The sequence below is a fragment of the Ancylobacter oerskovii genome (assembly GCF_018390555.1).
In the GTDB taxonomy this organism is placed as follows: Bacteria; Pseudomonadota; Alphaproteobacteria; order Rhizobiales; family Xanthobacteraceae; genus Ancylobacter; species Ancylobacter oerskovii.
The window spans coordinates 920,487-943,456 of sequence record NZ_JAHBGB010000002.1 but is presented as its reverse complement, the minus strand read 5'-3'; the positions used below and the strand labels follow the sequence as shown (position 1 = coordinate 943,456).

Below are 22,970 nucleotides of genomic sequence, written 5' to 3'. Positions count from 1 at the left end.
GGGAAGAGATGGCCGAGAACGAACGCCTCGCCGACCCGCATTTCAGCTCCACCCATCACGCCTCCTGCGTGCGGGTGGGCGAGGCCGGGGTGCTGATCCGCGGGCCTTCCGGCGCCGGCAAGTCGCATCTCGCCTTCGCGCTGCTGCTGGCCGGGCGAACCGGGCTGATCCCCGAGACGGTGCTGGTCGGCGACGACCGCCTGATACTGGAGCGACGCGGCGACGGGCTGATCGCCGCGCCGGTGCCGGTGCTCGCCGGCCTCATCGAGGTGCGCGGCGCCGGGCTGCGCCGGGTGCCCTATGTCGAGGAGGTGGAGGTGGCGCTGGTGGTCGATCTCGCCACCACCGACGGCGCCCGGCTGCCGCGCCCGGAGGATTGCCGCATTGCGCTCGGCGGCGTCACGCTCACCCGGTTGCCGGTCTATGATCGCGGCGATGCGGTGCACCAGGTGCTGGCGATGCTCTCGACCGAGAGCGGACTTCAGGAAACTTAAAGCATATTCGAGGGAATTTGCCGGCGTCCTGCGTGCGTGCCGCCGGGGCGCCGGCGGATAGGCGAGCAATCTCCGCGACTTGCGGCGATGCCGGCCGCGCGGCGGGCCCGCCGCGTCATCCCCAGCCTTTCACGCGGCGCACTTGCCATTTATGTGCAGCGCAACGATGATGCTTCCCCCACGGGAGCGGGGGAGGACCCGCTTGCCTCGAAAGCCTTGGGCGATGTCGGAGGGGACGCGCCCGGTTTCGTGCCGGTCAGCGCACGGCGGAGCAGAATGATAGGGCTTGTACTCGTCACCCACGGACGCCTTGCCAGCGAGTTCCGTGCGGCGTTGGAACATGTGATGGGACCGCAGTCCCAGATCGAGGCCGTCACCATCGGCCCCGACGACGACATCGAGCAGCGTCGCCTCGACATCGTCGCCTCGGTCAAGGCGGTGAACAGCGGCGAGGGCGTGGTGATCCTCACCGACATGTTCGGCGGCACCCCGTCCAACCTCGCCATCTCGGTGATGACCGAGCCCGACATCGAGGTGGTGGCCGGCATCAACCTGCCGATGCTGGTGAAGCTCGCCACGGTGCGCGCCGAGGTGCCGATGGAGGCCGCGGTGGCCCAGGCGCAGGAGGCCGGGCGCAAATACATCAACATCGCCAGCCGGGTGCTCGCGGGTAAATGACCTTGGCCAGCACCTCCGCCACCCTGCAGCGCGAACTGCCCATACTGAACAAGCGCGGCCTGCATGCCCGTGCCTCCGCCAAGTTCGTGCAGACGGTGGAGCGCTTCGACGCCACGGTGCAGGTGACGCGCTGCGGCGAAACGGTGAGCGGCACCTCCATCATGGGCCTGATGATGCTGGCGGCGGCGCCGGGAACATCGATCATGGTCGCCGCCGAGGGCCGCGAGGCGGAAGCGGCGCTCGACGCCCTGACCGAGCTGGTGGGCGACCGCTTCGGCGAAGGCGAGTAGGCCGGCCGCTCGGGCCGCGCGGGCGCTCGACCGGGAGTGTCGGGCTCGCGGCTATCTTCCATTGGTTCATCCTCCTGGGACGTGCTTGCCGGTCATCCTCTCAGGATGTGGACCGGATCGATCCCTCGCGGGACGGTGTCCAATGGGCTGGGCGCGGCGGCTCCTCCTCCGCCAAGGGGAGGGGCAAGGGGACCTGCTGGGTGGGGGCCGGTGCGCCGGGCCCCCTCTCCCCGACGGGGAGAGGGGTGGGGTAAGGGGTGCTCAGCGCCTCCCGATGTCGTGGCCCCTCACCGACCCGCTGCGCGGGCCACCTCTCCCCAACGGGGAGAGGATCAATCAAGGGGACCGGCTGGGCGGGGTCGGTGCGCGGGGGCTCCCTCTCCCGATTGGGGGGAGGATCAAGCGAGGGGGGGCGGCGCGTGACGGGTTCTGTGTCTCCGCCTCTGTCATATAAAGACATCTTTATATCGTTATTGAAACCTTCGGCCGGGGCTGCTATCAACCTGGCCGAGCTTCGATCCACCGGACCGGGGCCGCTTCGTCCAGGCCCGTCGGCATGGAGGCGGCTCGCGGTCCCTCAGGCACAAGGAACCCGACCATGGCGCTTGCCAGCGACTACATCGTCAAGGACATCGGCCTCGCCGGCTTCGGCCGCAAGGAGATCGAGCTCGCCGAGACCGAAATGCCGGGCCTGATGGCGATCCGCGCCGAATACGGCCCCTCGCAGCCGCTGAAGGGCGCGCGCATCGCCGGCTCGCTGCACATGACCATCCAGACCGCGGTGCTGATCGAGACGCTGAAGGCGCTCGGCGCCGATGTGCGCTGGGTCTCCTGCAACATCTTCTCGACGCAGGACCATGCCGCCGCCGCCATCGCGCAGGCCGGTATCCCGGTCTTCGCCTATAAGGGCGAGACACTGACCGAGTACTGGGACTACACCGCCAAGCTGTTCGACTGGCACGGTGGTGGCGTTCCCAACCTCATCCTCGACGATGGCGGCGACGCCACCATGCTGGTGCATTACGGCCTCAAGGCCGAGGGCGGCGACACCGGCTTCCTCGACACCCCCGGCTCCGAGGAAGAGGAAATCTTCTTTGCGCTGATCAAGCGCCTGCTCGCCGAGAAGCCGAAGGGCTGGTTCGCCGAGGTCGCCAAGGCGATCAAGGGCGTGTCGGAAGAGACGACGACGGGCGTGCACCGCCTCTACAAGCTCGCCGAGCAGGGCAAGCTGTTGTTCCCGGCGATCAACGTCAACGACAGCGTCACCAAGTCGAAGTTCGACAACCTCTATGGCTGCCGCGAATCGCTGGTCGACGCCATCCGCCGCGGCACCGACGTGATGCTGGCCGGCAAGGTCGCCTTCGTCGCCGGCTTCGGCGATGTCGGCAAGGGCTCGGCCGCCTCGCTGCGCCAGGCCGGCGCCCGCGTCATCGTCTCCGAGGTCGATCCGATCTGCGCCCTGCAGGCGTCGATGGAAGGCTACGAGGTGGCGACCATCGAGGACGCCTTCTCGCGCGCCGACATCTACGTCACCTGCACCGGCAACAAGGACATCATCACCGTCGATCACATGCGGCAGATGAAGGACCGGGCCATCGTCTGCAACATCGGCCACTTCGACAACGAGATCCAGGTCGCCGGCCTGCGCAACTTCAAGTGGACCAACATCAAGCCGCAGGTCGACGAGATCGAGTTCCCGGGCGGCAGCCGCATCATCCTCTTGTCGGAAGGCCGGCTGGTGAACCTCGGCAACGCCATGGGCCACCCCTCCTTCGTGATGTCGTCCTCCTTCTCCAACCAGACGCTGGCGCAGATCGAGCTGTGGGCCCATTCCGGCAAGTACGAGAAGAAGGTCTACACTCTGCCGAAGGTGCTCGACGAGAAGGTGGCGGCGCTGCACCTCGAGAAGCTGGGCGTGAAGCTGACCAAGCTGCGCCCCGAGCAGGCCGACTATATCGGCGTGCCGGTCGAGGGGCCGTTCAAGCCGGACCATTACCGCTACTGAGCGGCGACGGTTTCCGACGGATCATGCGAAGGCCGGGGCTTGCCCCGGCTTTCTGCGTTTCCGGCCGGAGTGGCTGCCCGAGGAACGTCATGGCCGGGCTCGGCCCGGCCATCCATGTCTTCCCGCCGGGCGCGCCTTTCCAAAACGTGGATGCCCGGGTCAAGCCCGGGCATGACGTTGCGCAGGCGGCAGGCGGCAGGCGGCAGGCGGCAGGCGGCAGGTGGTAGGCGGCAGGTGGTAGGCGGCAGGTGGTTTCGTGGGTCGGAGCGAGGGCGACTTTCGCCCTCACAATTCCTTCTGCACCAGCACCAGATCGAGCCGCTCGCCGAACTTGGTGCCGATGCCGCGCAGATGGCCGCTCTCCTCGAAGCCGAGCCGCCTGTGCAAGGCGAGGGACGGCGCATTGCCGCCGGTGATGGCGCCGATCATCACCTTCTTGCCGAGCGCGCGGGCCGGCTCGAACAGCGTCTCCACCAATTGGCCGCCGATCCCCTGTCCCCGCGCCTCCTCCGCCACATAGACGGAATGCTCGACGCTGATGCGGTAGCCGTCGAAGGGGCGGAAATCGCCGAAGCTGGCATAGCCGAGCACGGCGTCGTCGGCGTTCTCGTCCACCGCCACCATCACCGGATAGCGCTTGGAGACGCGGTCGATGAGCCAGGCGCGGCGATTGGCGAGGTCGACCAGCGTGTCGTTCCAGATGGCGGTGGAGGTGAGGACGGCGCGATTATAGATGTCGAGGATGCCGACGAGGTCGCGCTCCTGCGCATGGCGAAGCCGCATGATGGTTCTTTCGCTTCCGGCGGGCCCCGGGGCCGTGCCGGCCGCCGGCAGCGCCGCGATCGGAACGGTCTATCGCGGCTTCGCCGTCGCGCGCAATGTCGCGCCCACGGGAATTTCAGCCGCGCTCGTCTGGAACCCGCAGGGTTTCATCCCATATCACCGGGGCACGGGGCGACCGTGAGCCAGGGAAGGGACAGGAATGAACGCGAACGATCCGTTCGGCCAGATGCGGTTCAGCGTGCGGCGGGTGAGCTGGTGGCAGGTGGCGATCGTCGTCGCCGTGGCGCTGGCGATCGGCACGGCGCTGGCGCTGGTGGCGGCAAGCGTGTTCATCGTGGTGGCGCCGGTGCTGCTGATCGCCGGCCTCGCCTACAAGCTGTTCGGCGTCAAGCCGCGGCGCCCTGCCGGCGACACCACGGTGATCGATGCGGAATATCGCGTGCTCTCGCCCGAGGAGGCGGCGCGGGATCGCGACATGCCGCGCGACCCCGGCCGGCTGCGCTGAGGCCCGGCCATGGGAATGGTCGGGGCGCTGGTGCGGGCCGGGGTGCAACTGGTCGGAATGCTGATCGAGGCGCTTACTTCTCGACGAAGGCCTTCTCGATCACGAAATCGCCGGGCTCGGTCGTCGACCCCTCCTCGAAGGCGAGATCCTTGAGGATGACGCGCATGTCGTCGAGCAGCTGCGGGCTGCCGCACAGCATGACGCGGTCGTCCTCCTTGTCGAGCGGCGGCAGGCCGAGATCGGCGAACAGCTTGCCCGAGGTGATCAGGTCGGTGATGCGGCCCTGGTTGCGATAGGGCTCGCGGGTGACGGTCGGGTAATAGACCAGCTTCTCGCGCACCAGCTCGCCGAAATACTCGTTGTCCGGCAGCTCCTTCTCGATGAAGTCCTGATAGGCGAGCTCACCCACCGTGCGCACGCCGTGCACCAGGATGACCTTCTCGTAAGTCTCGTAGGTCTCCGGGTCCTTGATCAGGCTCATGAACGGCGCCAGGCCGGTGCCGGTGGCGAGCAGATAGAGCCGGCGGCCGGGCACCAGATAATCGACCAGCAGCGTGCCGGTGGGCTTGCGCCCGACGATCACCTCGTCGCCGATCTTCAGGTTCTTCAGCCGCGAGGTGAGCGGGCCGTTCGGTACCTTGATCGAGAAGAACTCCAGCGTCTCCTCGTAATTGGCGCTGGCGATGGAATAGGCGCGCAGCAGCGGCTTGCCGTTCACCGGCAGGCCGATCATCACGAACTGGCCGTTCTTGAAGCGCAGCGCCGGGTCGCGCGTGGTGGTGAAGGTGAACAGGTTGTCGGTCCAGTGGTGCACCGACAGGACGCGCTCGTGATGCAGGTTGCTCATTTACGAACCGTTTTTGTGAAAACTTCCAAACAAGCCGGAAGTCATGTAATTCTCTGCGGCGGGGTTTACTGCGCAACGGCGCCGCTGTCGAGCAGTCCGTGACATTTCCGTGTTGCGCCTTGCGCAGGGCGGCTCCGCCGGTCCCAATGGGACACAGACGGGGCCGACGAGGACGCCATGTTCACCCACATCATCCTCGGCGCGCGCGACCTGCCGCGCCTGACCGCCTTCTACGACACCGTGCTGGCGCCGCTCGGCCTCGAGCGGCTGGATCTTGCCGACGATGGCGGGCCGCCCGGTTCGATGTGGGTGATGCCCGGCCGGCGCTGGCCGCAATTCTTCGTGCAGCTGCCGTTCAACGGCCTGCCGGCCACCTGGGGCAACGGGACGCAGGTGAGCTTCGCCGCGCCCTCGCCGGCGGCGGTGGACGCCGCCTGGCGGGCGCTGGTGGCCAGCGGCGGCACGGATGAGGGGGCGCCGGGGCTGCGCCTGCATTACGATCCCGACTATTACGGCGCCTATGGCCGCGACCCCGAGGGCAACAAGCTGTGCTTCGTCCATGCCGGCGGGCTGGAGGGACGGACGGCGCCGGCGTGACGAGCGGCCCAGGGTACCGATCTTCGGGGCCGGTTACTGGCCGCGCTTGTTCTCGTACATGTGCAGATCGGCGCGCCGCACCACCGCTTCCAGGCGCTCACCCGGCTCGCTGGTGGCCATGCCCATGGAAACGCTGAGCGCCTGCGCCGAATAGAACTGGTTGTTCATCGCGATCAGCTCGGCGATCTCGGCCATGATCGCTCCGGCTCCGTCGGCATCGACGCCCGGCAGCAGCACGGCGAACTCGTCGCCGCCGATGCGGGCCGCGACGTTGGGCTTGTCGATCGCCTTGGCAAGCACCTCGCCGGCCCGGCGCAGCAGCGCGTCGCCGGCCGCGTGGCCGAGCTGGTCGTTGACCTGCTTGAGGTCGTTGAGGTCGATCATCACCACGGTGACGGGGAAGGGGCCGCGCCGCTCCAGCCGGTTCAGCTCGTCGACATAGAAGGAGCGGTTGTAGAGCCGCGTCAGCACGTCGTGATTGCCGAGATATTCGAGATAAGCCTCGGCCTTCTTGCGGGCGGTGATGTCGGTGAGCGCCAGCTGCACCAGCGACCAGTCGTGCTCGCGCCCCGGCAGCACCGAGAATTGCAGCAGCAGGTTGATCTCGTCGCCGGCCAGCGAATAGTTCACCACCTCGCGCTGGTGCATCAGCTTGCCGTTCCACAGATCGATCAACTGCTCGCGGAAATGCCGGTGCATGTCCTCGCGGAACACCCGGTCCATGCCGGCGAACAGCGCCTTCTTGTCGGCCGCCTGGAACAGGTCGAGCGTGTGCTGGTTCACGTCGATGACGCGCACCTCGCTGATGCAGCGCTGCACGAAATCCGGGTGCACATCGGTGAAGACGCGCAGATCCTCGATGCCGCGATGGCGCAGGTCGTCGATCAACTGCTTGATGGTGGAGAAATCCTCCACCCACAGCGACACCGGCGAATGCTCGAACAGGCCGCGGGCGTATTCCTCCGCCTTGCCGGCGGCGCGGCGGGCATTCTCGCGGTCGGTCACGTCCTCGGTGGACAGCAGCACCCGGTCGAGACGCTCTTCATGGCCGGGCAGCACATGGCCCCGGAGCTGGACGTCGAGCCGGCGGCCGGAGAGCGTGTAGTTGGCGGTGTTGCTGGCGAACTGGGTCTTGCCGTCCCAGAGCTGCGACAGCTCTTCGATGTGGGTGCGCAGCATGTCGCTGCGGAACACCCGGTCGAGATGGGCGACGAGGTGGTCGAGGCTGTCGGCCTCGAACAGGTCCAGCGTCGCCTGGTTGACCTTCAGCACCCGGATGCGGCTGGCGCAGGCCATAACCCGGCGCTCGTCCTCCCAGAGATGATCGCGCAGCGAGGTGACGCCGGCACGGCGCCAGCCGTCGAACAGGGCCTTGACCTCGCTGAAATCCTCCAGCCACATCGGGATCGGCGCCAGATCGAACATCTGGCTGTCGTCGAACCCGGAGCTGCGGTCCGCCGCCGGCGGGAGGGTCTGCTGCTGCAGCATCCGTGCTTCACTCGTCCGATGCTTGGCCGCGTCACGCCCCGGTCGCAGGAGGCCGGTGGCATCATGTCAGGTTGCGCAACGCCTGAACGAGCATTTACCACGTTTCACACGCAAACGAATATGTTCGAATGCAAACTGGGACTGTTTCGATAAAATTTCGATATTGCGCGAATGACTGAGGTATCTTGATCCGGTCCGGCGCGCAGAGGGGGAGAGACGACATGACCATGCATGACTTTACCGCCCGACACTGGATCGCCGCGCTGGCGATTCTTCTGCTGGCGGTCGGGGCGTTTCTGTTCAGCTGGACCTGATCGCGCGCCGCTTCTGGTCTTTGTCACATTTGCCGCCTATCTGTGGGGACGGTGGCAGGGTGAGCCCCCCGTTCGGAGGGGGGCAGGAGGAGCGGTTCAGGTCGTGCAGGGCGAAAAATCGACGGGTGGCGCCACCGCCGACGAGACGGTCGATCTCGACAATGAGGCCACGCGGCTGTCGGATGTCCTTACCGCCATCGCGTCGGACGAGACGCGCGAGCGCATCGCCATCGGCGATTTGCTGGCGGCGATGCAGGAGCGTGCCTTCGGGCCGCTGATGCTGGTCTTCGCGTTGCCCAACGTGCTGCCGACGCCGCCGGGCACCTCCACCGTGCTCGGCGCGCCGCTGATCTTCCTCACCGCCCAGCTGGCTCTCGGCCGCAATCCCTGGCTGCCGCCGCTGATCTCCCGCCGCTCGATCGCCCGGCGGGACTTCGCCGCCTTCGTCACCAAGGCGGTGCCGTGGCTCGCCAAGGCGGAAAAGCTGCTGCGGCCGCGCTTCGGGGCGCTGGCGCACCCGCCGGCGGAATATGTGGTCGGGGTGATGAGCCTGGTGCTGGCGGTGGTGCTGGTGCTGCCGATCCCGCTCGGCAACATGCTGCCTGCGCTGGCGATCTGTGTCCTCGCGCTCGGCATATTGGAGCGCGACGGGCTGTGGGTGCTCGCCGGCATGGCGGTGGCCTTTGCCTCGCTCGGCGTGGTGTCCGGCGTGGTCTGGGGCTTCGTGAAGGCCGGGCTCTATCTGTTGAAGAGCTTCCTCGGCTGAGCCGCCGGGGCAAGCCGGCCCGACAAGCTGGCCGGGGCGCCGCGCCTCAGCCGGCGACCGCCTGCGCATTGGCCAGCGCCCGCGACAGCATCTCCAGGCACTCCTCGGCCTGTTCCTGCCCGACCGCGTCGCCGCGCAGCCGCTGGGCAAGGTCGCGCAGGTCGCGAATGGCGACATCCACCGCGGTCATCAGGTCGATCTCCGGCTCGGCATCAGGGGACGACACCCGGACGGGGAAGGGAATCACATTACTCATCACGGCACTCGGCTGGGCGAATCACGCGGCTGCGCTTCCCGAAACCTTGCCGGCAATTGGTTAACGCCATCCTCCGCTTACCGCTGGTCCCGCCGCTCCCGGGCGAGAGCGGAAGGGCGGGCGCGGGGGAGGAAGATCCCGCGCCCGCCCGCTGCCTGCCGGGGAGGGGGCGGCCCCCGGCGGGAAGGTCGGCTCAGGCGTCGCAGCGCTGCGGCCGGCGGGCCGGCTCGTCGCGGACGATGTGCCCCGCCGAGAGGGCGGCGAGCGCGATGAAGGCGGCGAACAGGACGATGATCGTGGCGTTCAGCATGACGGGCTCCTCGATGAGGGCGATCGGCGGGCGGGCCGTTCCGATCGGGGTTGTTGGCGATATGTATCGCATACGATATGATCTGAGGCGATATGAAATTCGCGCAGCCGCGGCGGAACGGCACACGAGCGCGTGATCGGCAGGATCGGCGTGTCGCGGCAGCCGCCCGCTCTGCGCGAACGTGGCCGAGCCCTGCGGCCTGCGCGGGTCACAAGCCCTGCATTTGGTGCTACTCGTCGGGCCAAACCGGCACCGGCCGGCTGGGCCCCTGCGTCAGCCGCGCCCCACAAGCCCCGAGGAGACCGATATGAGCGACGCCCCCGCGCTTTCCCCCATCGCCGCCTTCGCCAGCTGGGACAAGGACGACCAGGGCCGGCTGAAGATGTGGCCGCTCCAGGCCTTCACCACCGCGCTGATGAATGGCGAGGCGGTGGGCCTGCGGCTCGAGATCGGCGCCCCGCCCAAGCCCGGCGAGCCGGTGCCGGCGCTGCAGCTGGTGCTGCGCCCCGAGCAGGTGCGCGAGCTCGCCAATGCCCTGGCCGAGGCGGAGGCGCGTCTGGCCGACGCGCATTTCTCCACCGTCGGCCGCGCCTGATCCTTTCCCCTTCAGTCAGCAGAACGGTGCCTCCATGACCAAGCTCGCGGATATCGGCGTCTACGGCCTCGCCACCATGGGCGCGAATCTCGCCCGCAACGCCGCCGGCAAAGGCTTCACGGTGGCGGTGGCCAACCGCAACCACGAGCGGACCGACGAGCTCATCGCCGAGCATGGTGGCGAGGGCAGCTTCGTGCCGGCGCGCTCCATTCCCGATTTCGTCGCCGCCATCGCCAGGCCGCGGCCGATCCTGATCATGGTGAAGGCCGGCGCGCCGGTCGACGCGGTGATCGAGGAACTGCTGCCGCATCTCGATGCCGGCGACATCATCATCGACGGCGGCAATTCGCTGTTCACCGACACCGCGCGCCGCAACGCCTATCTCAAGGGCAAGGGCCTGCGCTTCGTCGGCATGGGCGTGTCCGGCGGCGAGGAGGGCGCGCTGATCGGCCCCTCCATGATGCCGGGCGGCGAGGTCGAAGCCTATGAGCGGGTGGCGCCGATGTTCACCCGCATGGCGGCGCAGGTCGATGGCGAGCCCTGCTGCACCCATATCGGCCCGGACGGCGCCGGCCATTACGTGAAGATGGTGCATAACGGCATCGAATATGCCGACATGCAGCTGATCGCCGAAGCCTACGACCTGCTCAAGACCCTGCACGGGCTGGAGGCGCCGGCCATCGGCGAGATCTTCGCCGAATGGAACAAGGGCGAGCTCGATTCCTACCTGATCGAGATCACCGCCGAGGTGCTCAAGAAGATCGACGCCGCGACCGGCAGGCCGCTGGTCGACCTCATCACCGACGAGGCCGAGCAGAAGGGCACCGGGCTGTGGACCTCGAAGTCGGCGCTCGATCTCGGCGTGCCGCTCACCGCCATCACCGAGGCGGTGTTCGCCCGCGTGCTGTCGAGCCGGCGCGGCCAGCGCATCGAGGCGGAGGGGCTGCTCACCCACGCCAGGCCGCCGGTGACGCCGGCCACCCCGGAAGCCATCGAGGCGATCCGCGCCGGGCTCTACGCCTCGAAGATCGTCGCCTATGCGCAGGGCTTCCAGCAATTGCAGGTGGCGTCCGAGGAATATGGCTGGAAGCTGAAGCTCGGCGACCTCGCCACCATCTGGCGCGGCGGCTGCATCATCCGCGCCCGCTTCCTCAACCGCATCCGCGAGGCCTATGGCGACGGGGCGGAGGTGTCGAGCCTGCTGTTCGAGCCGTATTTCCGCGAGGCGGTGCTCGCCGCCGAGCCGAAATGGCGCAAGCTGGTGGGCGAGGCGATCGCGGCGGGCGTGCCGACCCCGGCCTTCTCCTCGGCGCTGGCCTATTATGACGGGCTGCGCCGCGCCCGTGGCCCGGCCAACCTGTTGCAGGGCCTGCGCGACTATTTCGGCGCCCACACCTATGGACGGCTCGACCGGCCCGGCAAGTACCACACGCGCTGGGCGCAGGACGGCAGCGAAGTGAAGGCGTGAGGGGAGGGGCCGCCGCCGTTCCCCGGCGACGGCAGCCGCTTATGCATCGTCATCCCCGGGCTTGTCCCGGGGATCCACGCCTTCCATAGGGCGTACCCGGCCCAAGACGTGGATGCCCGGGCCGAGCCCGGGCATGACGTTGCTCATGGGGAGGCGAGGCGCTCTCGGGTGCCGGCCCGGCGCGGGCATGGCACCTTGCGCCCGCATCGTCGTCACGGCCGGTTCGACGCCAGCGCCGTCATCCCCGGGCTTGTTCCCGGGGATCCATGCTTTCCCGGGGGCGTGCCCGGCCCAGGACGTGGATGCCCGGGCCGAGCCCGGGCATGACGTTGCTTATGGGGAGGCCAGGCGCTCTCGGGTGCCGGCCCGGCGCGGCCATGGCGCCTTGCGTCCGCATCGTCGTCACGGTCGGTTCGACGCCAGCATCGTCATCCCCGGGCTTGTCCCGGGGATCCACGCCTTCCCTGGGGTGTGCCCGGCCCAGGACGTGGATGCCCGGGCCGAGCCCGGGCATGACGCTGCTCATGGGGAGGCGAGGCGCTCTCGGGTGCCGGCCCGGCGCGGACATGGCGCCTTGCGTCCGCATCGTCACGGCCGGTTTGACGCCCGCGCCGTCATCCCCGGGCTTGTCCCGGGGATCCACGCCTTCCATAGGGCGTACCCGGCCCAAGACGTGGATGCCCGGGACAAGCCCGGGCATGACGGTGGTCGTGGGGAGGCCGGGCCGGCGGCCGGGCGCCTCGGGATGAGGTGGCTCTCGGGTTCGGGAGGTGGCTCCCGGGAAGGGCGAAGCTTCGCGCCGCCCGCCGGAGCGACCGCTCGCCTATGCCGCGATGTACTGCGCGTCGGACTGGTCGAGGCGGCGGCGCATCTGGGTGACGACCAGCGCCTCGTCGGGGGCGCAGTTCTCGTAGGTCAGCCGCTCGCCGGCGCGGATCGGCTTCAGCACCCGCGCCTTCTCGGCGAGGCCGAGCGGCAGGGCGAAGCTGTCGCGCGCCTCGCGCCATTCCATCGCGAAGCCGCGATAATCATATTCCCCGATCTTGCCCAGCACCTGCCCCGGCTTGAGGTCGCGCTTGGCCACCGCCGTGCATTCGGCCACCGGATGGTCGAGCACCTCCATGTCCGGCCGGCCGTGCAGCACCGCGCGCACCGCCGAGAGCGGCACTTCCAGGCTGGTGAGATGATAGGGGCGCACCAGCGCGAAGCAGGGGCCGGGGCCCACCTTGAGGTCGGCCATGCGCTCGATCACCCGCGGATGCCGCGGCTTCACCACGCAGAACACGCCGGGCGCCACGCCCTTGCCGATCGAATAGTCCACGACGCCGGAGCGCGAGAGCAGGCCGCCATCCTCCTTCGTGCACAGCACCTGCGCCAGTTCCTCGCGGGTGGCGGTGGGGCCGTGCATGCCCGGCACGTCCGGCACCAGGCCGGTGGCGTTGGCGAGCGCGGTCATCTCCACCATGGTCTTGGAGCCGTCGACGAACTCCACCAGCATGCGCGGATTCATGTGGCGCGCGCGGGCCTCGGCCTCGAACTCGTCCGGAGTGGCGTCGAACTTCAGCGGGTTGTTCTTGCCCTTGCCGGCGGCGACGATCTCGAAGCCGAGCGACTGCGCGAAGCCGATGAGCTCGATGGTGGCGGCCGGCTCGTCGCCGGCGGCGCCGGTGAGCACCACGCCGGCCTTGCGAGCCTCCTGCTTCAGCCAGCGGCCGATGGTGATGTCGGCCTCGACATTGAGCATCACCACATGCTTGCCGTGGCGCATGGCGTCGAGCGCCACCTCGGTGCCGGCATTGGGATTGCCGGTGGCGTCGATGACCACGTCGATGCGGCCGGCGGCGCAGAAGGCACGGAAATCGTCGGTGATGGCGATCTGGCCGGCCTCGATGGCGCGGTCGACGGCGGCGGGACTGGAGGCGGCGACGAGGCTGTCCCGCTCATGGCCGGCCATCAGCGCCGCGTCGATGGCGTTCTGCGCGTCGATCTCGGAGATCGCGCCGATCCGCACGCCCGGCATCAGCGCCACCTGCACCACGAGATCGGTGCCCATCTGCCCGGCGCCGGCGAGGCCGATCGTCACCGGGCCATGCGCCTGCGTCCACCTATCCAGTTCGGCGGCGAGACCCGACCGCGCGATCCTGTTATCGACGTGCATGGCAAACTCCCGGGGCGGCGCGGCCGTGAACCGCACATCAGCGCCCTTCGGTTACCCGACATTTGTTCTGAGTCAAATGCGGATGTGACTTTCGCGCTCAGAAATGCGCGCCCGCTGCCGTCAGGACACGCGCCGCGGTGGCCTCGTCGGTGATGAACACGGTGGGGCGCAGCAGCCGCAGGGCGCCGAGAATGGCCTCGGTCTTGCCCGGTCCGCCGGAGGTGAGGATGCGCTGCGGGGTGGCGCACAGCGTCTCCAGCGGGATCGACATCACCCGCGAATTGATCGGATGGTCGACCGGCCGGCCCTCCAGATCGATGAAGTTGTAGGCGATGTCGCCCACCGCGCCGGCCGCCACCAGCGACTCCCAGTCGGCCGGGGAGAAGAAGCCGAATCGCAGCGAGGTGCTGGTCTCCTCCATCTCGCCGACGCTCAGCACCACCGCGTCCATCTCGCGGGCGCGGTTATAGACGTTGGAGAGGCCGCAGCGCTCGATCAGCGCCCGCTTGGTCTCGACGCTGTCGACGATGGCGGGGGCGGCGATGAGGTGGCAGTCGGCCTGGAACAGCCGCGAGAGTTGCCAGGCGAATTCCGACGGGTTGTACTGCTTGGCCTTGGTGATGCCGCCGAGCAGCGAGACCACCGACAGGTTCGTCACCGACTTCTCGTCGATGAAGCCCAGTGCGCGCATCAGCGTGCGGCCCCAGCCGAAGCCGATGGTCATGTCGGAGCGGATGAGCTCGGAGATGAACTGGCCGGTGGCGGCGCCGATGGCATGGGTGGGGTCGGCCTGCGGATCGGAGACCGGGGCGACGATCGCCTCCTTGAGGCCGAAGGTCTTCTGCAGCCCCATCTCCAGCCGCGGCAGTTCGGCGATCTCGCGCGACAGCGAGATCTTCACCTCGTTGAGGCTGCGGGCATCGGCGAGCAGGCGCACCACGGTGACGCGGCCGATGTCGAGCGCCTCGGCGATGGCGCTCTGCGTCATACCCTCGACGTAATACATCCAGGCGGCGCGCAGCCGCAGCCGCGCCGAACGCCGGCCGGTGGCGCTGAGCCCGGCATAGGCCTCGGCGGAAGGGGAGGCGGGGCCGGCTTTCGCGTCGCCTTCGGACATCTGACCCATTCCCCCTTCGTTCCGTCCCGGATGCTATAGAGGAGAGGCCCCGCATCTTCAAATGCTGTCCGCAGGGCGGGTACGATTTCCGCCGAGCGGAAATTCGGCGATCGCGCCGCGCCACACCGCGCCGCCGGGCGCGCGCGGGATCGCGCGCAGGCTGTCGAGGACGCGAAATCCCGCTTGAGGTGGCCCGCGATCGGGGGCAGAGTCTCCCGTCATGCCCGACACCGCAGACAAGCTGAAACTCGACGATTTCCTGTGTTTCGCCGTCTATTCGGCGAACCATGCGTTCAACCGCGTCTACAAGCCGCTGCTCGACCGGCTGGGGCTCACCTATCCGCAATATCTCGCCATGGTGACGCTGTGGGCGCAGGACGGCCTCACCGTCGGCCAGATCGGCGACAAGGTGCTCCTGGAGACCAACACGCTGACCCCGCTCCTGAAGCGGCTGGAGACCGCCGGGCTGGTGCGCCGGGTGCGCGACGCGCAGGACGAGCGGCAGGTGCGCATCCATCTCACCGAGAAGGGGCGCTCGCTGAAGGCCGAGGCGCTGGCGGTGCCGAAGGAGATGGGCCTCTGCCTCGCCCGCGACCGCCAGGCGGTGCAGCAGCTGACCGGCGAGCTCGCGGCCCTGCGCGACACGCTGCTCGCCAAGGTGAAGAGCTGAGCCCTACGCCGCGCTTTCCGCGGCGGCCGGGGCGGGCGCGTCCACGGACAGGCCGTTGCCCTCGATGAAGCGGCGGTGCTTGCCGATCTGCTCGGCGAGGAAATCGAGAAAGGCGCGCACCCGCGGCGCATGGCGCAGGTCGGGATGGGTCAGCAGCCACAGGTCGGCGGCGAAATCCGGCACCGGCGGGGTGAGCCGCACCAGCGAGGGGCGGGCGTCGCCGATCATGCAGGGTATGTGGCCGATGCCGAGCCCGGCCTCCACCGCCTCGGCGAGGCCGAGCACGGTGTTGACGCGGTAGCCGAGATTTTCCGGCGGTACGTGCTTCTCGACATATTTGACGGCCTTGAGCGCTCCCATGGTCTCGCCCAGTGCCACCCAGTTGCAGGCGAACAGGCGGGCCTCGTCGACCGCCGCCGGCTCGGGGAAGTCCTCCGCCCGCCCGTAAAGCGCCCAGGCGATGCGGGCGAGCCGGCGCCCGACCAGATTCTCCGGCGGGTTGTCGGTGGCGCGGATGGCGACGTCGGCGTCGCGCCGCGACAGGTTCAGCGCCTGGTTGGACAGCACGATGTCGAGCTGCACCTGCGGGTAGCGGCGGCGGAAATCCGCCATCATCGGGATCAGGAGGTGGATCAGCAGCGAATCCGGCGTGGTGACGCGCAGCTCGCCGCAGGGGGCCGGCTCGCGCCCGGCGATGCGCCGGCCGGTGGAGGTGATCTCCTCGTCGAGCCGCTGGGCGAGGCCCACCAGTTCCTCGCCGGCGGGGGTGAGCGCGTAGCCGGTGCGGTGGCGCTCGAACAGCGTGGTCCCGAGCGCGTCCTCGATCTGCTTCAGCCGCCGGAACACGGTGGAATGGTTGACGCCGATCTGCGCCGCCGCCGCCGGCAGGCCCTTCGCGTCGGCCACCGCCTTGATCAGGCGGAAATCGTCCCAGGCTAGATTCTTGAACGGATCGGCCATGGTCCATGCCCCCCTTGCAGCCCCGCCTACATATCAGCACAGCGTCGATTGCGTCAATGCAATTGAAATGACGTGGCAAGCCGGAGTTCCGGGCATATTTGTAGAGCCACGAGAGAGCGCCGGCGCATATCGGCCGGCGCACCGGAGAGGACAGAGCCATGAACCGCAACGGCATCCACCACGTCACCGCGATCGCCGGCAACGCGCGTCGCAATGTCGAGTTCTACACCCGCACCCTCGGGCTGCGTCTGGTGAAGAAGACCGTCAATTTCGACGATCCCGGCACCTATCACTTCTATTATGGCGACGAGGTCGGCTCGCCCGGCACCATCCTCACCTTCTTCCCGTGGGACCATGTGGCGCCCGGCCGGCTCGGCATCGGCGAGACGCAGGAGACCGCGTTCCGCGTGCCGGAGGCCTCGATCGGCTACTGGACGCACCGCTTCACCGACAAGGGCGTCGCTTATCAGGCGCCGGTGAAGCGCTTCGGCCAGAGCGTGCTGAGCTTCAAGGACCCGCACGGCATGCGTCTCGCCCTGGTCGGCGTGCCCGGCGTCGAGAACGAGCCGGCCTGGCTCGGCGCCGACGTCCCCGCCGAGCATGCGATCCGTGGCTTCCACTCGGTGAACCTGCTGCTCGCCGAGGCGGCGCCCACCGGCGCCATCCTGACCGACGTGCTCGGCTTCAGGGAGGTCGGCCGCGAGGGTTCGCTGGTGCGCTTCCAGGCGGAAGGCAGCGATGCCGGCGGCCAGATGGGGAGCATCGTCGACATCCATGAGGCCGGCGGCTTCCTGCCGGCGCGCATGGGCGGCGGCTCGGTGCATCACATCGCCTTCCGTGCCGCCGACGACGCGGCCGAGTTCGAGATGGTGAGGAAGCTGCAGGAAAATCACGGCATTCGCACCACCGAGCAGAAGGACCGCAACTACTTCCGGTCCGTCTACTTCCGCGAACCCGGCCATGTGCTGTTCGAGATCGCCACCGACATCCCCGGCTTCGCCGCCGACGAGCCGGTGGCCCATCTCGGCGAAGCGCTGAAGCTGCCCGACTTCCTGGAGAGCCGCCGCGCCAATATCGAGGCGGTGCTGCCGGACGTCGCCTGACCTCTGCCGCCCCGCCCCCGGCAATCGGGGACGGGGCGGTTCCTTCATTCTTCTCCGACAGGAGGCTGACATGACCGCCGCCCGCGCCGCCGCGCCCTCGACCTTCGTCCACCGCTATGTGCCGGCCTCCGCGCCGGGCCGCCCGCCGATCCTGCTGCTGCACGGCACCGGCGGCAACGAGGACGACCTCCTCGGGCTCGGCGAGCGGGTGGCGCCGGGCTCGGCGCTGATCTCGCCGCGCGGCAAGGTGCGCGAAGGCGGTGCCAACCGGTTCTTCCGCCGCTTCGCCGAAGGGGTGTTCGACGAGGAGGACCTCGCCGCCCGCACCCATGAGCTCGCCGATTTCGTCGACGCGATCCGCGCGCAGGAGGACGTGCCGGCGCCGGTGGCGATCGGATTCTCCAACGGCGCCAACATCGCCGCGGCGATGCTGCTCCTGCGGCCCGGAACGCTCGCCGGCGCGGTGCTGCTGCGGGCCATGTCGCCCTTTGCGGAGAACTCGCGCTTCGCCGATCCGGTGGCGGCGATCCCCGGCACGCCGGTGCTGCTACTGTCCGGCGATGCCGACCCGATCGTGCCGGCAGCGGACGCCGCCCGCCTCGCCGCCACGCTGAAGGGCGCCGGCGCGGAGGTGACACGCCAGGTACTGCCGGCCGGCCATGGCCTGTCCTCGCCGGATCTCGGCCTGACGCACCGCTTCGTGGCCGGACTTTCCGTCCCGGCGTGAGCCGCGACGCGCCGGTCCGATCCGGCCTGCCTGTAGCGAAGACCGCCGCCGGACCATGGAACCGGCGGCGGCTCCGCGCATTGCTGCACGGGTGTGGCTGGATCACCGCCGCTCCCCCTATTATGGTCCGGGTTCGGACCGTTATGGCCGGCGAGTGACGGGTGCAGGAGGCGACCATGCGGTGGGAAGATTTCCGGCGCAGCGACAATGTCGAGGATCGGCGGGGCCAGGGCGGCCTCGGCGGCGGCCTCGGCGGCGGGCGGGTGCCCGGTGGACGCGGCGGCCTCGGCATTGGCGGGCTGATCATCGTCGGCCTCATCGCCTGGGCGACCGGCATCAATCCGGCGGTGCTGATCGGCGGCGCCGAGATCCTGATGGGCGGCGGCGGCCAGTCCCAGCAGCAGCAACAGCCGAGCCAGAGTGCGAATCGCGGCGCGCCGGACGACCAGCTCGGGCAATTCGCCGCCACCGTGCTCGCCCAGACCGAGGACGTCTGGTCGGAGATCTTCAAGCAGCAGGGCAAGACCTACAAGGACCCCGGCATGGTGCTGTTCTCCGGCTCCACCCGCTCGGGCTGCGGCGCGGCGCAATCGGCGATGGGGCCGTTCTATTGCCCGCTCGACCAGAAGGTCTATCTCGACCTCTCCTTCTTCCAGGAGATGAAGACCCGCTTCCGCGCCTCCGGCGACTTCGCCGCCGCCTATGTGATCGCCCACGAGGTCGGCCATCACGTCGAGAACCAGATCGGCCTGCTCGCCAAGGTGCAGGAGCGCCAGCAGCAGGTGTCGCGCGCCGAGGCCAACCAGCTGTCCGTGCGGGTCGAGCTGATGGCCGACTGCCTGGCCGGCGTGTGGGCCAACCACGCCGATGCGCGCTTCAAGATCCTCGAGGACGGCGACATCGAGGAGGCGCTGAACGCCGCCTCCGCCATCGGCGACGACCGGCTGCAGAAGCAGTCGCAGGGCTATGCCGTGCCGGACAGCTTCACCCATGGCACGTCGGCGCAGCGGGTGAGCTGGTTCAAGCGCGGGCTGCAATCCGGCTCGCTGCAGCAGTGCAACACCTTCGGCAGCGGCAACATCTGAGGGGAAAGGCCCCGGCCGCCGGCGGCCGGGGCTCGAAAGGTGGCGATGGCCACCACATATCGGTATCCCCCCGACGCTTTCGAGGCCGTTGCCATGTCCCACCCGACGACGTTCCAGCCATCGCCTGCCGCCGCCGAGCGGCCCTTCGTGCCGCTCGCCATCGCGGTGCTGACCGTCTCCGACTCCCGCACTTTGGCCGACGACCGCTCCGGCGACACGCTGGCGGCCCGCATCGAGGCGGCCGGGCATCGTCTCGCCGACCGCGCCATCGTGCCGGATGATGTCGAGGCGATCCGCAGCCGCGTCGCCGGATGGATCGCCGATGCCGGCATCGACGTGGTCATCACCACCGGCGGCACCGGCTTCACCGGCCGCGACGTCACCCCGGAGGCGGTCGAGCCGCTGTTCGAGAAGCGGATGGAGGGCTTCTCCACCGTCTTCCACATGGTGTCCTTCGCCAAGATCGGCACCTCGACGCTGCAGAGCCGGGCGACCGCGGGGGTGGCCAACGCCACCTACGTCTTCTGCCTGCCCGGCTCGCCGGGCGCCTGTCGCGACGGCTGGGACGAGATCCTGGTCAAGCAGCTCGACATCCGCCACCGGCCCTGCAATTTCGTCGAGATCCTGCCCCGGCTGGACGAGCACCTGAAGCGCGACAAGGCGAAGAGCTGACGCGCGGGAGGATGCCGCACGGGACGATGCGGCCCGGGAGGATGCGGCGGCGGAGGCGCGGCTAGCGCACCGGCATCAGCATGTGCGAGCGCAGCAGCACCATGCGGCCGCGGCCGAGGCGCGCGATCAGCCTGTGCGGCGCCCGTTCGCCCTCCTCATGGCCGCCCAGCTGGCGGTAGAGGCGCTGATGGATCAGCAGGCCCTGCGCCGGCCGGGTGCGGCCGGTGGTGACCTGCCACAGCATCGTGGTGGCCTCCCGCAGCCGGGTGCCGAGGCCGAAGCCGTCGAGCGCGGGCCGGAAGCTGGCGGCGCGGCTGCCGGCGCTGCCGGTCCGTTCCGCCTGGTCGATGAAGCTGCGCACCTCGCGCGTCCAGCCTTCCTGCAGCAGCCCGGCAGGTTCGAGGAACATCAGCCACGGCCCGCGCGCCGCCTCGGCGCCGAGGCGGAGCCGGGCGCCGGTATCGGCGGGGCCGGGCAAATACTCGCAGCCGGCGGCATCGGCGACCTCGGCGATCTCGCTGGAGGATTCCGGGGCGCCATCGACCAGCAGCACCTCGCGCACGAGGCCGGCGGCGGCGCCGGGAACCAGCGCCGCGAGGGTGGGTATGAGAAGGCCGCCCGACTCGCGTGTCGGAATCACCACCGAAATCACGCGGTCCGCCCGTCCCTTTTGTGCGCCGAAACTGCCGGCCGTTGTCGCAATCGGGAAGCCGCCGCCGGCGGCGGCTCCTGCAAATCCTTGCGTTGCCTACAACACAAGCTCGGGCAGGTGAAGCGGTGCGTGCGATGAAAACGCATGACGTTCTTGATATGTTCTCGTCATTCCGCTAGCTTGGGAACATGGAACGCCGCCTCACGCCCCCTGCCGATCCCGCCGCCCCGCTGCGGCCCCCGCCGGCCCCGAAGCATCTCGGGCAGCTGGCGGAGGAGCGGCGTGCCGGGCGCGCGGCGGAAGAGGCTGCGCGGCGCGAGCGCGCCGCGGCCGCCGATCTCGACCTGCCGGCGGGCGAGGGCGACCTGCCGGCGGTGGAGACGGAGCGCCGCCGCGGGCGCGGGGCGCTCTCCAACGCCGCCGGCCGCTTCGAGCCGCATGCGCGGGAAGCGTTCGACGATGGCTGGCAGAGCCTCGACGACCTGCCGGCCTTCCAGACCACGGTGACGGCGGAGCGGGCGCGCACCATCATCACCCGCAACACCTCCCCCGATGTCGGCTTCGACCGCTCGATCAATCCCTATCGCGGCTGCGAGCATGGCTGCGTCTATTGCTTCGCGCGGCCGACCCATGCCTATCAGGGCTATTCCGCCGGGCTCGACTTCGAGACCAAGCTGTTCGCCAAGCCGGATGCGCCGGAACTGCTGGTCAAGGAGCTGTCCAGGTCGGGCTACGAGCCGCGCACCATCGCGCTCGGCATCAACACCGACAGCTACCAGCCGATCGAGAAGGAGTGGCGGCTGACCCGGCGCCTCCTCGAGGTGCTCAGCGATTTCGGCCATCCGGTGGGCATCGTCACCAAATCGGCGCTGATCCTGCGCGACCTCGACATTCTCGCGCCGATGGCCGAGCGGGGGCTGGTCAAGGTGGCGCTGTCGGTGACCTCGCTCGACCACAAGCTGGCGCGCATCATGGAACCGCGCGCGGCCACGCCGATGCGGCGCATCGAGACCATCCGCCGCCTTTCCGAGGCCGGGGTGCCGACGGCGGTGCTGGCGGCGCCGATGATTCCGGCGGTCAACGATGCCGAGCTCGAGCGCATCCTCGACGCCGCGGCGGCGGCCGGGGCGGGGGAGGCGGGCTATGTGATGCTGCGGCTGCCGCTGGAGATCCGCGACCTGTTCAAGGAATGGCTGCTGGCGCATTTCCCCGACCGCTACCGCCATGTGCTGTCGCTGGTGAAGGAGTTGCACGGCGGCAAGGAATACGACGCCGCCTTCGGCCAGCGCATGACCGGCTCAGGCCCCTATGCCTGGACGGTGGGGCGCCGCTTCGAGCTCGCCGTCCGGCGCCTGGAGCTGAACCGGCGCAGCGTGCGGCTCACCACCCGGCATTTCCGCCGCCCGCCGCAAAAGGGCGAGCAGCTGTCGCTGTTCGGCGAGCCGGGATGACCGCCGGCGCCGGGAAGGAGGCGGCCAGCGACGGATGGCACGTGGTGAATGGCATGTGGCGGACGGCACATGGCGGACGGCACATGGCGGACGGCATGTGGCGGATGGCGGTGGACATTGCGTGGTGGAGGGGTCTTCGCCTGTCCCCGTCGGCCCCTTGCCGGCATGGCGGAAGGCCTGGCCTTGCGAAGGGATCCGGCCGGCGGCGAGGCGGGCGAGATTCGCGAGAGCATGGACCTCCGCCGTGTTGCGGGAGGACGGGCACCGGCCGTGCCGACGAGGGAGCAGGTCTCGGTCGCGACGAGTCGGGCGTGGAAGGTGATGCTGCCAGCAATGGCCTCCGGGGCGTTGCAGGCTCTCTCCGCCGCCTTTCCTGCCAATGCGGGATCGGCGCGGAGGGGCGGAAATGCAGGCAGGGGAGGCTGCGATGGAATGTTCGGGTTTGGCTGTGGGAGCCGGGAGAATGCGAAGGGAGGAGATCGCGGAGGTGCCGCCGCTCGCTTTGTCGCTGGTGACGCTGGGCGTCGCGGATCTCGCCCGATCGGCGGCCTTCTATGAGGCGCTGGGCATGGTGCGGCGCGACCGTGGCACCACCGGCGTGGTGTTCTTCCAGGCGGATGGCCGGCGGCGGCCGGGTGCCGGCGGCGTGGTGCTGGCGCTTTATCCCCGCCATGAGCTCGCCGCCGATGCCGGGGTGATCCCCGGCCGGTTCGGCAGCTTCGGCGGCATAGCGCTCGCCTGCAACCGGTCGAGCCGGGCCGAGGTCGACGCGACGCTGGCCCGGGCGGTGGCCGCCGGCGGGCGGGCGCTGCGCCCGGCGCAGGAAACCTTCTGGGGCGGCTATTCCGGCTATGTCGCCGACCCGGATGCCCATCCGTGGGAGATCGCCCACAATCCGGCCTTCCCCCTCGATAGCGAGGGGCGGGTGATCTTGCCGGAATGACCCCTCGCCGCGCCGGGCGAGGCGGGCCTTCGGCTC

25 protein-coding genes are annotated in these 22,970 nt (G+C 69.3%); 17 read left to right on the top strand and 8 right to left on the bottom strand.

Translation table 11 applies throughout. The features are described 5' to 3' along the window. Positions 1-8 precede the first annotated feature (8 nt). The 4 genes from KHC19_RS04595 to ahcY all read left to right on the top strand — a co-directional run bounded on the left by KHC19_RS04595 (position 9) and on the right by ahcY (position 3,467). Positions 9-494 carry an HPr kinase/phosphorylase gene (locus tag KHC19_RS04595; protein ID WP_213350916.1) on the top strand — a complete coding sequence of 162 codons (486 nt, stop codon included), beginning with the start codon at positions 9-11 and terminating at the stop codon, positions 492-494. 276 nt (positions 495-770) lie between these two features. Continuing rightward, positions 771-1,172 carry a PTS sugar transporter subunit IIA gene (locus KHC19_RS04590; protein WP_213350915.1) on the top strand — a complete coding sequence of 134 codons (402 nt, stop codon included), beginning with the start codon at positions 771-773 and terminating at the stop codon, positions 1,170-1,172. Next, the gene (locus tag KHC19_RS04585; RefSeq protein WP_213350913.1) at positions 1,169-1,462 is read left to right on the top strand and encodes an HPr family phosphocarrier protein; all 294 of its coding nucleotides are present in this window, start codon (positions 1,169-1,171) and stop codon (positions 1,460-1,462) included. Before KHC19_RS04590 ends, KHC19_RS04585 begins: the two co-directional genes overlap by 4 nt. Positions 1,463-2,060: 598 nt before the next feature. Beyond that, entirely contained in the window at positions 2,061-3,467 is a 1,407-nt protein-coding gene (ahcY, locus tag KHC19_RS04580; protein ID WP_213350912.1) for an adenosylhomocysteinase, read from the top strand. Between the two features lie 285 nt (positions 3,468-3,752). On the opposite strand, the gene KHC19_RS04575 is transcribed toward ahcY, so the two are convergent. Continuing rightward, on the bottom strand, positions 3,753-4,250 hold the full coding sequence (locus KHC19_RS04575) for a GNAT family N-acetyltransferase (protein ID WP_213350910.1): 498 nt from the start codon (positions 4,248-4,250) through the stop codon (positions 3,753-3,755). On the opposite strand from KHC19_RS04575, the gene KHC19_RS04570 reads away from it, so the two are divergent. Then, positions 4,249-4,431 (top strand): hypothetical protein, encoded by a 183-nt coding sequence (locus tag KHC19_RS04570; protein WP_213350909.1) that lies wholly within the window; start codon positions 4,249-4,251, stop codon positions 4,429-4,431. The genes KHC19_RS04575 and KHC19_RS04570 overlap by 2 nt on opposite strands. Before the next feature lie 18 nt (positions 4,432-4,449). Continuing rightward, positions 4,450-4,755 (top strand): hypothetical protein, encoded by a 306-nt coding sequence (locus KHC19_RS04565; RefSeq protein WP_213350908.1) that lies wholly within the window; start codon positions 4,450-4,452, stop codon positions 4,753-4,755. A gap of 73 nt (positions 4,756-4,828) precedes the next feature. Here the strand turns inward: KHC19_RS04565 and KHC19_RS04560 are convergent, their stop codons facing one another. After that, a complete protein-coding gene (locus KHC19_RS04560) occupies positions 4,829-5,602 on the bottom strand; it encodes a ferredoxin--NADP reductase (RefSeq protein ID WP_213350906.1) in 774 nt (257 codons plus the stop codon). Between the two features lie 177 nt (positions 5,603-5,779). On the opposite strand from KHC19_RS04560, the gene KHC19_RS04555 reads away from it, so the two are divergent. Next, positions 5,780-6,199 (top strand): VOC family protein, encoded by a 420-nt coding sequence (locus KHC19_RS04555; RefSeq protein WP_213350905.1) that lies wholly within the window; start codon positions 5,780-5,782, stop codon positions 6,197-6,199. A gap of 33 nt (positions 6,200-6,232) precedes the next feature. On the opposite strand, the gene KHC19_RS04550 is transcribed toward KHC19_RS04555, so the two are convergent. Further along, positions 6,233-7,687 carry a sensor domain-containing diguanylate cyclase gene (locus KHC19_RS04550; protein WP_213350903.1) on the bottom strand — a complete coding sequence of 485 codons (1,455 nt, stop codon included), beginning with the start codon at positions 7,685-7,687 and terminating at the stop codon, positions 6,233-6,235. Between the two features lie 417 nt (positions 7,688-8,104). Between KHC19_RS04550 and KHC19_RS04545 the strand changes: the two genes are divergently transcribed. Then, positions 8,105-8,767, top strand: coding sequence for an exopolysaccharide biosynthesis protein (locus KHC19_RS04545; protein WP_213350901.1), 663 nt, complete (start codon positions 8,105-8,107; stop codon positions 8,765-8,767). Positions 8,768-8,813: 46 nt separating this feature from the next. Here KHC19_RS04545 and KHC19_RS04540 read toward each other — a convergent pair whose 3' ends face one another. After that, on the bottom strand, positions 8,814-9,023 hold the full coding sequence (locus KHC19_RS04540) for a hypothetical protein (RefSeq protein WP_213350900.1): 210 nt from the start codon (positions 9,021-9,023) through the stop codon (positions 8,814-8,816). Positions 9,024-9,640: 617 nt separating this feature from the next. Here KHC19_RS04540 and KHC19_RS04535 point away from each other — a divergent pair. Continuing rightward, positions 9,641-9,928, top strand: coding sequence for a hypothetical protein (locus KHC19_RS04535; protein ID WP_213350898.1), 288 nt, complete (start codon positions 9,641-9,643; stop codon positions 9,926-9,928). A 34-nt stretch (positions 9,929-9,962) separates the two neighbouring features. Continuing rightward, on the top strand, positions 9,963-11,396 hold the full coding sequence (gene gndA / locus KHC19_RS04530) for an NADP-dependent phosphogluconate dehydrogenase (protein ID WP_213350897.1): 1,434 nt from the start codon (positions 9,963-9,965) through the stop codon (positions 11,394-11,396). 823 nt (positions 11,397-12,219) lie between these two features. On the opposite strand, the gene KHC19_RS04525 is transcribed toward gndA, so the two are convergent. Both KHC19_RS04525 and KHC19_RS04520 read right to left on the bottom strand, forming a co-directional pair. Then, positions 12,220-13,554, bottom strand: a complete 1,335-nt coding sequence (locus KHC19_RS04525) for an NAD(P)H-dependent oxidoreductase (protein ID WP_213350895.1) — start codon at positions 13,552-13,554, stop codon at positions 12,220-12,222. Between the two features lie 97 nt (positions 13,555-13,651). Beyond that, positions 13,652-14,671, bottom strand: a complete 1,020-nt coding sequence (locus KHC19_RS04520) for a sugar-binding transcriptional regulator (protein WP_246548147.1) — start codon at positions 14,669-14,671, stop codon at positions 13,652-13,654. Positions 14,672-14,891: 220 nt separating this feature from the next. Between KHC19_RS04520 and KHC19_RS04515 the strand changes: the two genes are divergently transcribed. Then, positions 14,892-15,341 carry a MarR family winged helix-turn-helix transcriptional regulator gene (locus tag KHC19_RS04515; RefSeq protein WP_213350892.1) on the top strand — a complete coding sequence of 150 codons (450 nt, stop codon included), beginning with the start codon at positions 14,892-14,894 and terminating at the stop codon, positions 15,339-15,341. Positions 15,342-15,344: 3 nt separating this feature from the next. Here KHC19_RS04515 and KHC19_RS04510 read toward each other — a convergent pair whose 3' ends face one another. Continuing rightward, a complete protein-coding gene (locus KHC19_RS04510; protein WP_213350891.1) occupies positions 15,345-16,301 on the bottom strand; it encodes a LysR family transcriptional regulator in 957 nt (318 codons plus the stop codon). Positions 16,302-16,459: 158 nt separating this feature from the next. Between KHC19_RS04510 and KHC19_RS04505 the strand changes: the two genes are divergently transcribed. The 4 genes from KHC19_RS04505 (at position 16,460) to moaB (ending at position 19,888) form a co-directional block, all read left to right on the top strand. Continuing rightward, entirely contained in the window at positions 16,460-17,404 is a 945-nt protein-coding gene (locus KHC19_RS04505) for a ring-cleaving dioxygenase (protein ID WP_213350889.1), read from the top strand. Positions 17,405-17,474: 70 nt separating this feature from the next. After that, positions 17,475-18,131: an alpha/beta hydrolase gene (locus KHC19_RS04500; protein ID WP_213350887.1), complete on the top strand. Its 657-nt coding sequence runs from the start codon at positions 17,475-17,477 to the stop codon at positions 18,129-18,131. A 176-nt stretch (positions 18,132-18,307) separates the two neighbouring features. Beyond that, positions 18,308-19,216, top strand: coding sequence for a KPN_02809 family neutral zinc metallopeptidase (gene ypfJ / locus KHC19_RS04495; protein WP_213350885.1), 909 nt, complete (start codon positions 18,308-18,310; stop codon positions 19,214-19,216). Positions 19,217-19,309: 93 nt separating this feature from the next. Continuing rightward, positions 19,310-19,888 (top strand): molybdenum cofactor biosynthesis protein B, encoded by a 579-nt coding sequence (gene moaB, locus KHC19_RS04490; protein ID WP_213350883.1) that lies wholly within the window; start codon positions 19,310-19,312, stop codon positions 19,886-19,888. A 61-nt stretch (positions 19,889-19,949) separates the two neighbouring features. On the opposite strand, the gene KHC19_RS04485 is transcribed toward moaB, so the two are convergent. Then, positions 19,950-20,531, bottom strand: coding sequence for a glycosyltransferase family protein (locus KHC19_RS04485; RefSeq protein ID WP_343207651.1), 582 nt, complete (start codon positions 20,529-20,531; stop codon positions 19,950-19,952). A gap of 197 nt (positions 20,532-20,728) precedes the next feature. On the opposite strand from KHC19_RS04485, the gene KHC19_RS04480 reads away from it, so the two are divergent. After that, positions 20,729-21,991 carry a PA0069 family radical SAM protein gene (locus tag KHC19_RS04480; RefSeq protein ID WP_246548145.1) on the top strand — a complete coding sequence of 421 codons (1,263 nt, stop codon included), beginning with the start codon at positions 20,729-20,731 and terminating at the stop codon, positions 21,989-21,991. 463 nt (positions 21,992-22,454) lie between these two features. After that, a complete protein-coding gene (locus KHC19_RS04475; protein WP_213350880.1) occupies positions 22,455-22,934 on the top strand; it encodes a VOC family protein in 480 nt (159 codons plus the stop codon). Positions 22,935-22,970: the final 36 nt, after the last annotated feature.

Bases quoted from the DNA above. Each gene is read 5' to 3' on its own strand.
- KHC19_RS04515 (WP_213350892.1), top strand. From the start codon at position 14,892: ATGCCCGACACCGCAGACAAGCTGAAACTCGACGATTTCCTGTGTTTC.
- KHC19_RS04480 (WP_246548145.1), top strand. From the start codon at position 20,729: ATGGAACGCCGCCTCACGCCCCCTGCCGATCCCGCCGCCCCGCTGCGG.
- KHC19_RS04575 (WP_213350910.1), bottom strand. From the start codon at position 4,250: ATGCGGCTTCGCCATGCGCAGGAGCGCGACCTCGTCGGCATCCTCGAC.
- moaB (WP_213350883.1), top strand. From the start codon at position 19,310: ATGTCCCACCCGACGACGTTCCAGCCATCGCCTGCCGCCGCCGAGCGG.
- KHC19_RS04535 (WP_213350898.1), top strand. From the start codon at position 9,641: ATGAGCGACGCCCCCGCGCTTTCCCCCATCGCCGCCTTCGCCAGCTGG.
- KHC19_RS04565 (WP_213350908.1), top strand. From the start codon at position 4,450: ATGAACGCGAACGATCCGTTCGGCCAGATGCGGTTCAGCGTGCGGCGG.
- KHC19_RS04550 (WP_213350903.1), bottom strand. From the start codon at position 7,687: ATGCTGCAGCAGCAGACCCTCCCGCCGGCGGCGGACCGCAGCTCCGGG.
- KHC19_RS04525 (WP_213350895.1), bottom strand. From the start codon at position 13,554: ATGCACGTCGATAACAGGATCGCGCGGTCGGGTCTCGCCGCCGAACTG.
- KHC19_RS04510 (WP_213350891.1), bottom strand. From the start codon at position 16,301: ATGGCCGATCCGTTCAAGAATCTAGCCTGGGACGATTTCCGCCTGATC.
- gndA (WP_213350897.1), top strand. From the start codon at position 9,963: ATGACCAAGCTCGCGGATATCGGCGTCTACGGCCTCGCCACCATGGGC.
- KHC19_RS04505 (WP_213350889.1), top strand. From the start codon at position 16,460: ATGAACCGCAACGGCATCCACCACGTCACCGCGATCGCCGGCAACGCG.
- KHC19_RS04540 (WP_213350900.1), bottom strand. From the start codon at position 9,023: ATGAGTAATGTGATTCCCTTCCCCGTCCGGGTGTCGTCCCCTGATGCC.
- KHC19_RS04595 (WP_213350916.1), top strand. From the start codon at position 9: ATGGCCGAGAACGAACGCCTCGCCGACCCGCATTTCAGCTCCACCCAT.
- KHC19_RS04555 (WP_213350905.1), top strand. From the start codon at position 5,780: ATGTTCACCCACATCATCCTCGGCGCGCGCGACCTGCCGCGCCTGACC.
- KHC19_RS04475 (WP_213350880.1), top strand. From the start codon at position 22,455: ATGCGAAGGGAGGAGATCGCGGAGGTGCCGCCGCTCGCTTTGTCGCTG.
- ypfJ (WP_213350885.1), top strand. From the start codon at position 18,308: ATGCGGTGGGAAGATTTCCGGCGCAGCGACAATGTCGAGGATCGGCGG.
- KHC19_RS04560 (WP_213350906.1), bottom strand. From the start codon at position 5,602: ATGAGCAACCTGCATCACGAGCGCGTCCTGTCGGTGCACCACTGGACC.
- KHC19_RS04585 (WP_213350913.1), top strand. From the start codon at position 1,169: ATGACCTTGGCCAGCACCTCCGCCACCCTGCAGCGCGAACTGCCCATA.
- KHC19_RS04590 (WP_213350915.1), top strand. From the start codon at position 771: ATGATAGGGCTTGTACTCGTCACCCACGGACGCCTTGCCAGCGAGTTC.
- KHC19_RS04570 (WP_213350909.1), top strand. From the start codon at position 4,249: ATGATGGTTCTTTCGCTTCCGGCGGGCCCCGGGGCCGTGCCGGCCGCC.
- KHC19_RS04520 (WP_246548147.1), bottom strand. From the start codon at position 14,671: ATGTCCGAAGGCGACGCGAAAGCCGGCCCCGCCTCCCCTTCCGCCGAG.
- ahcY (WP_213350912.1), top strand. From the start codon at position 2,061: ATGGCGCTTGCCAGCGACTACATCGTCAAGGACATCGGCCTCGCCGGC.
- KHC19_RS04500 (WP_213350887.1), top strand. From the start codon at position 17,475: ATGACCGCCGCCCGCGCCGCCGCGCCCTCGACCTTCGTCCACCGCTAT.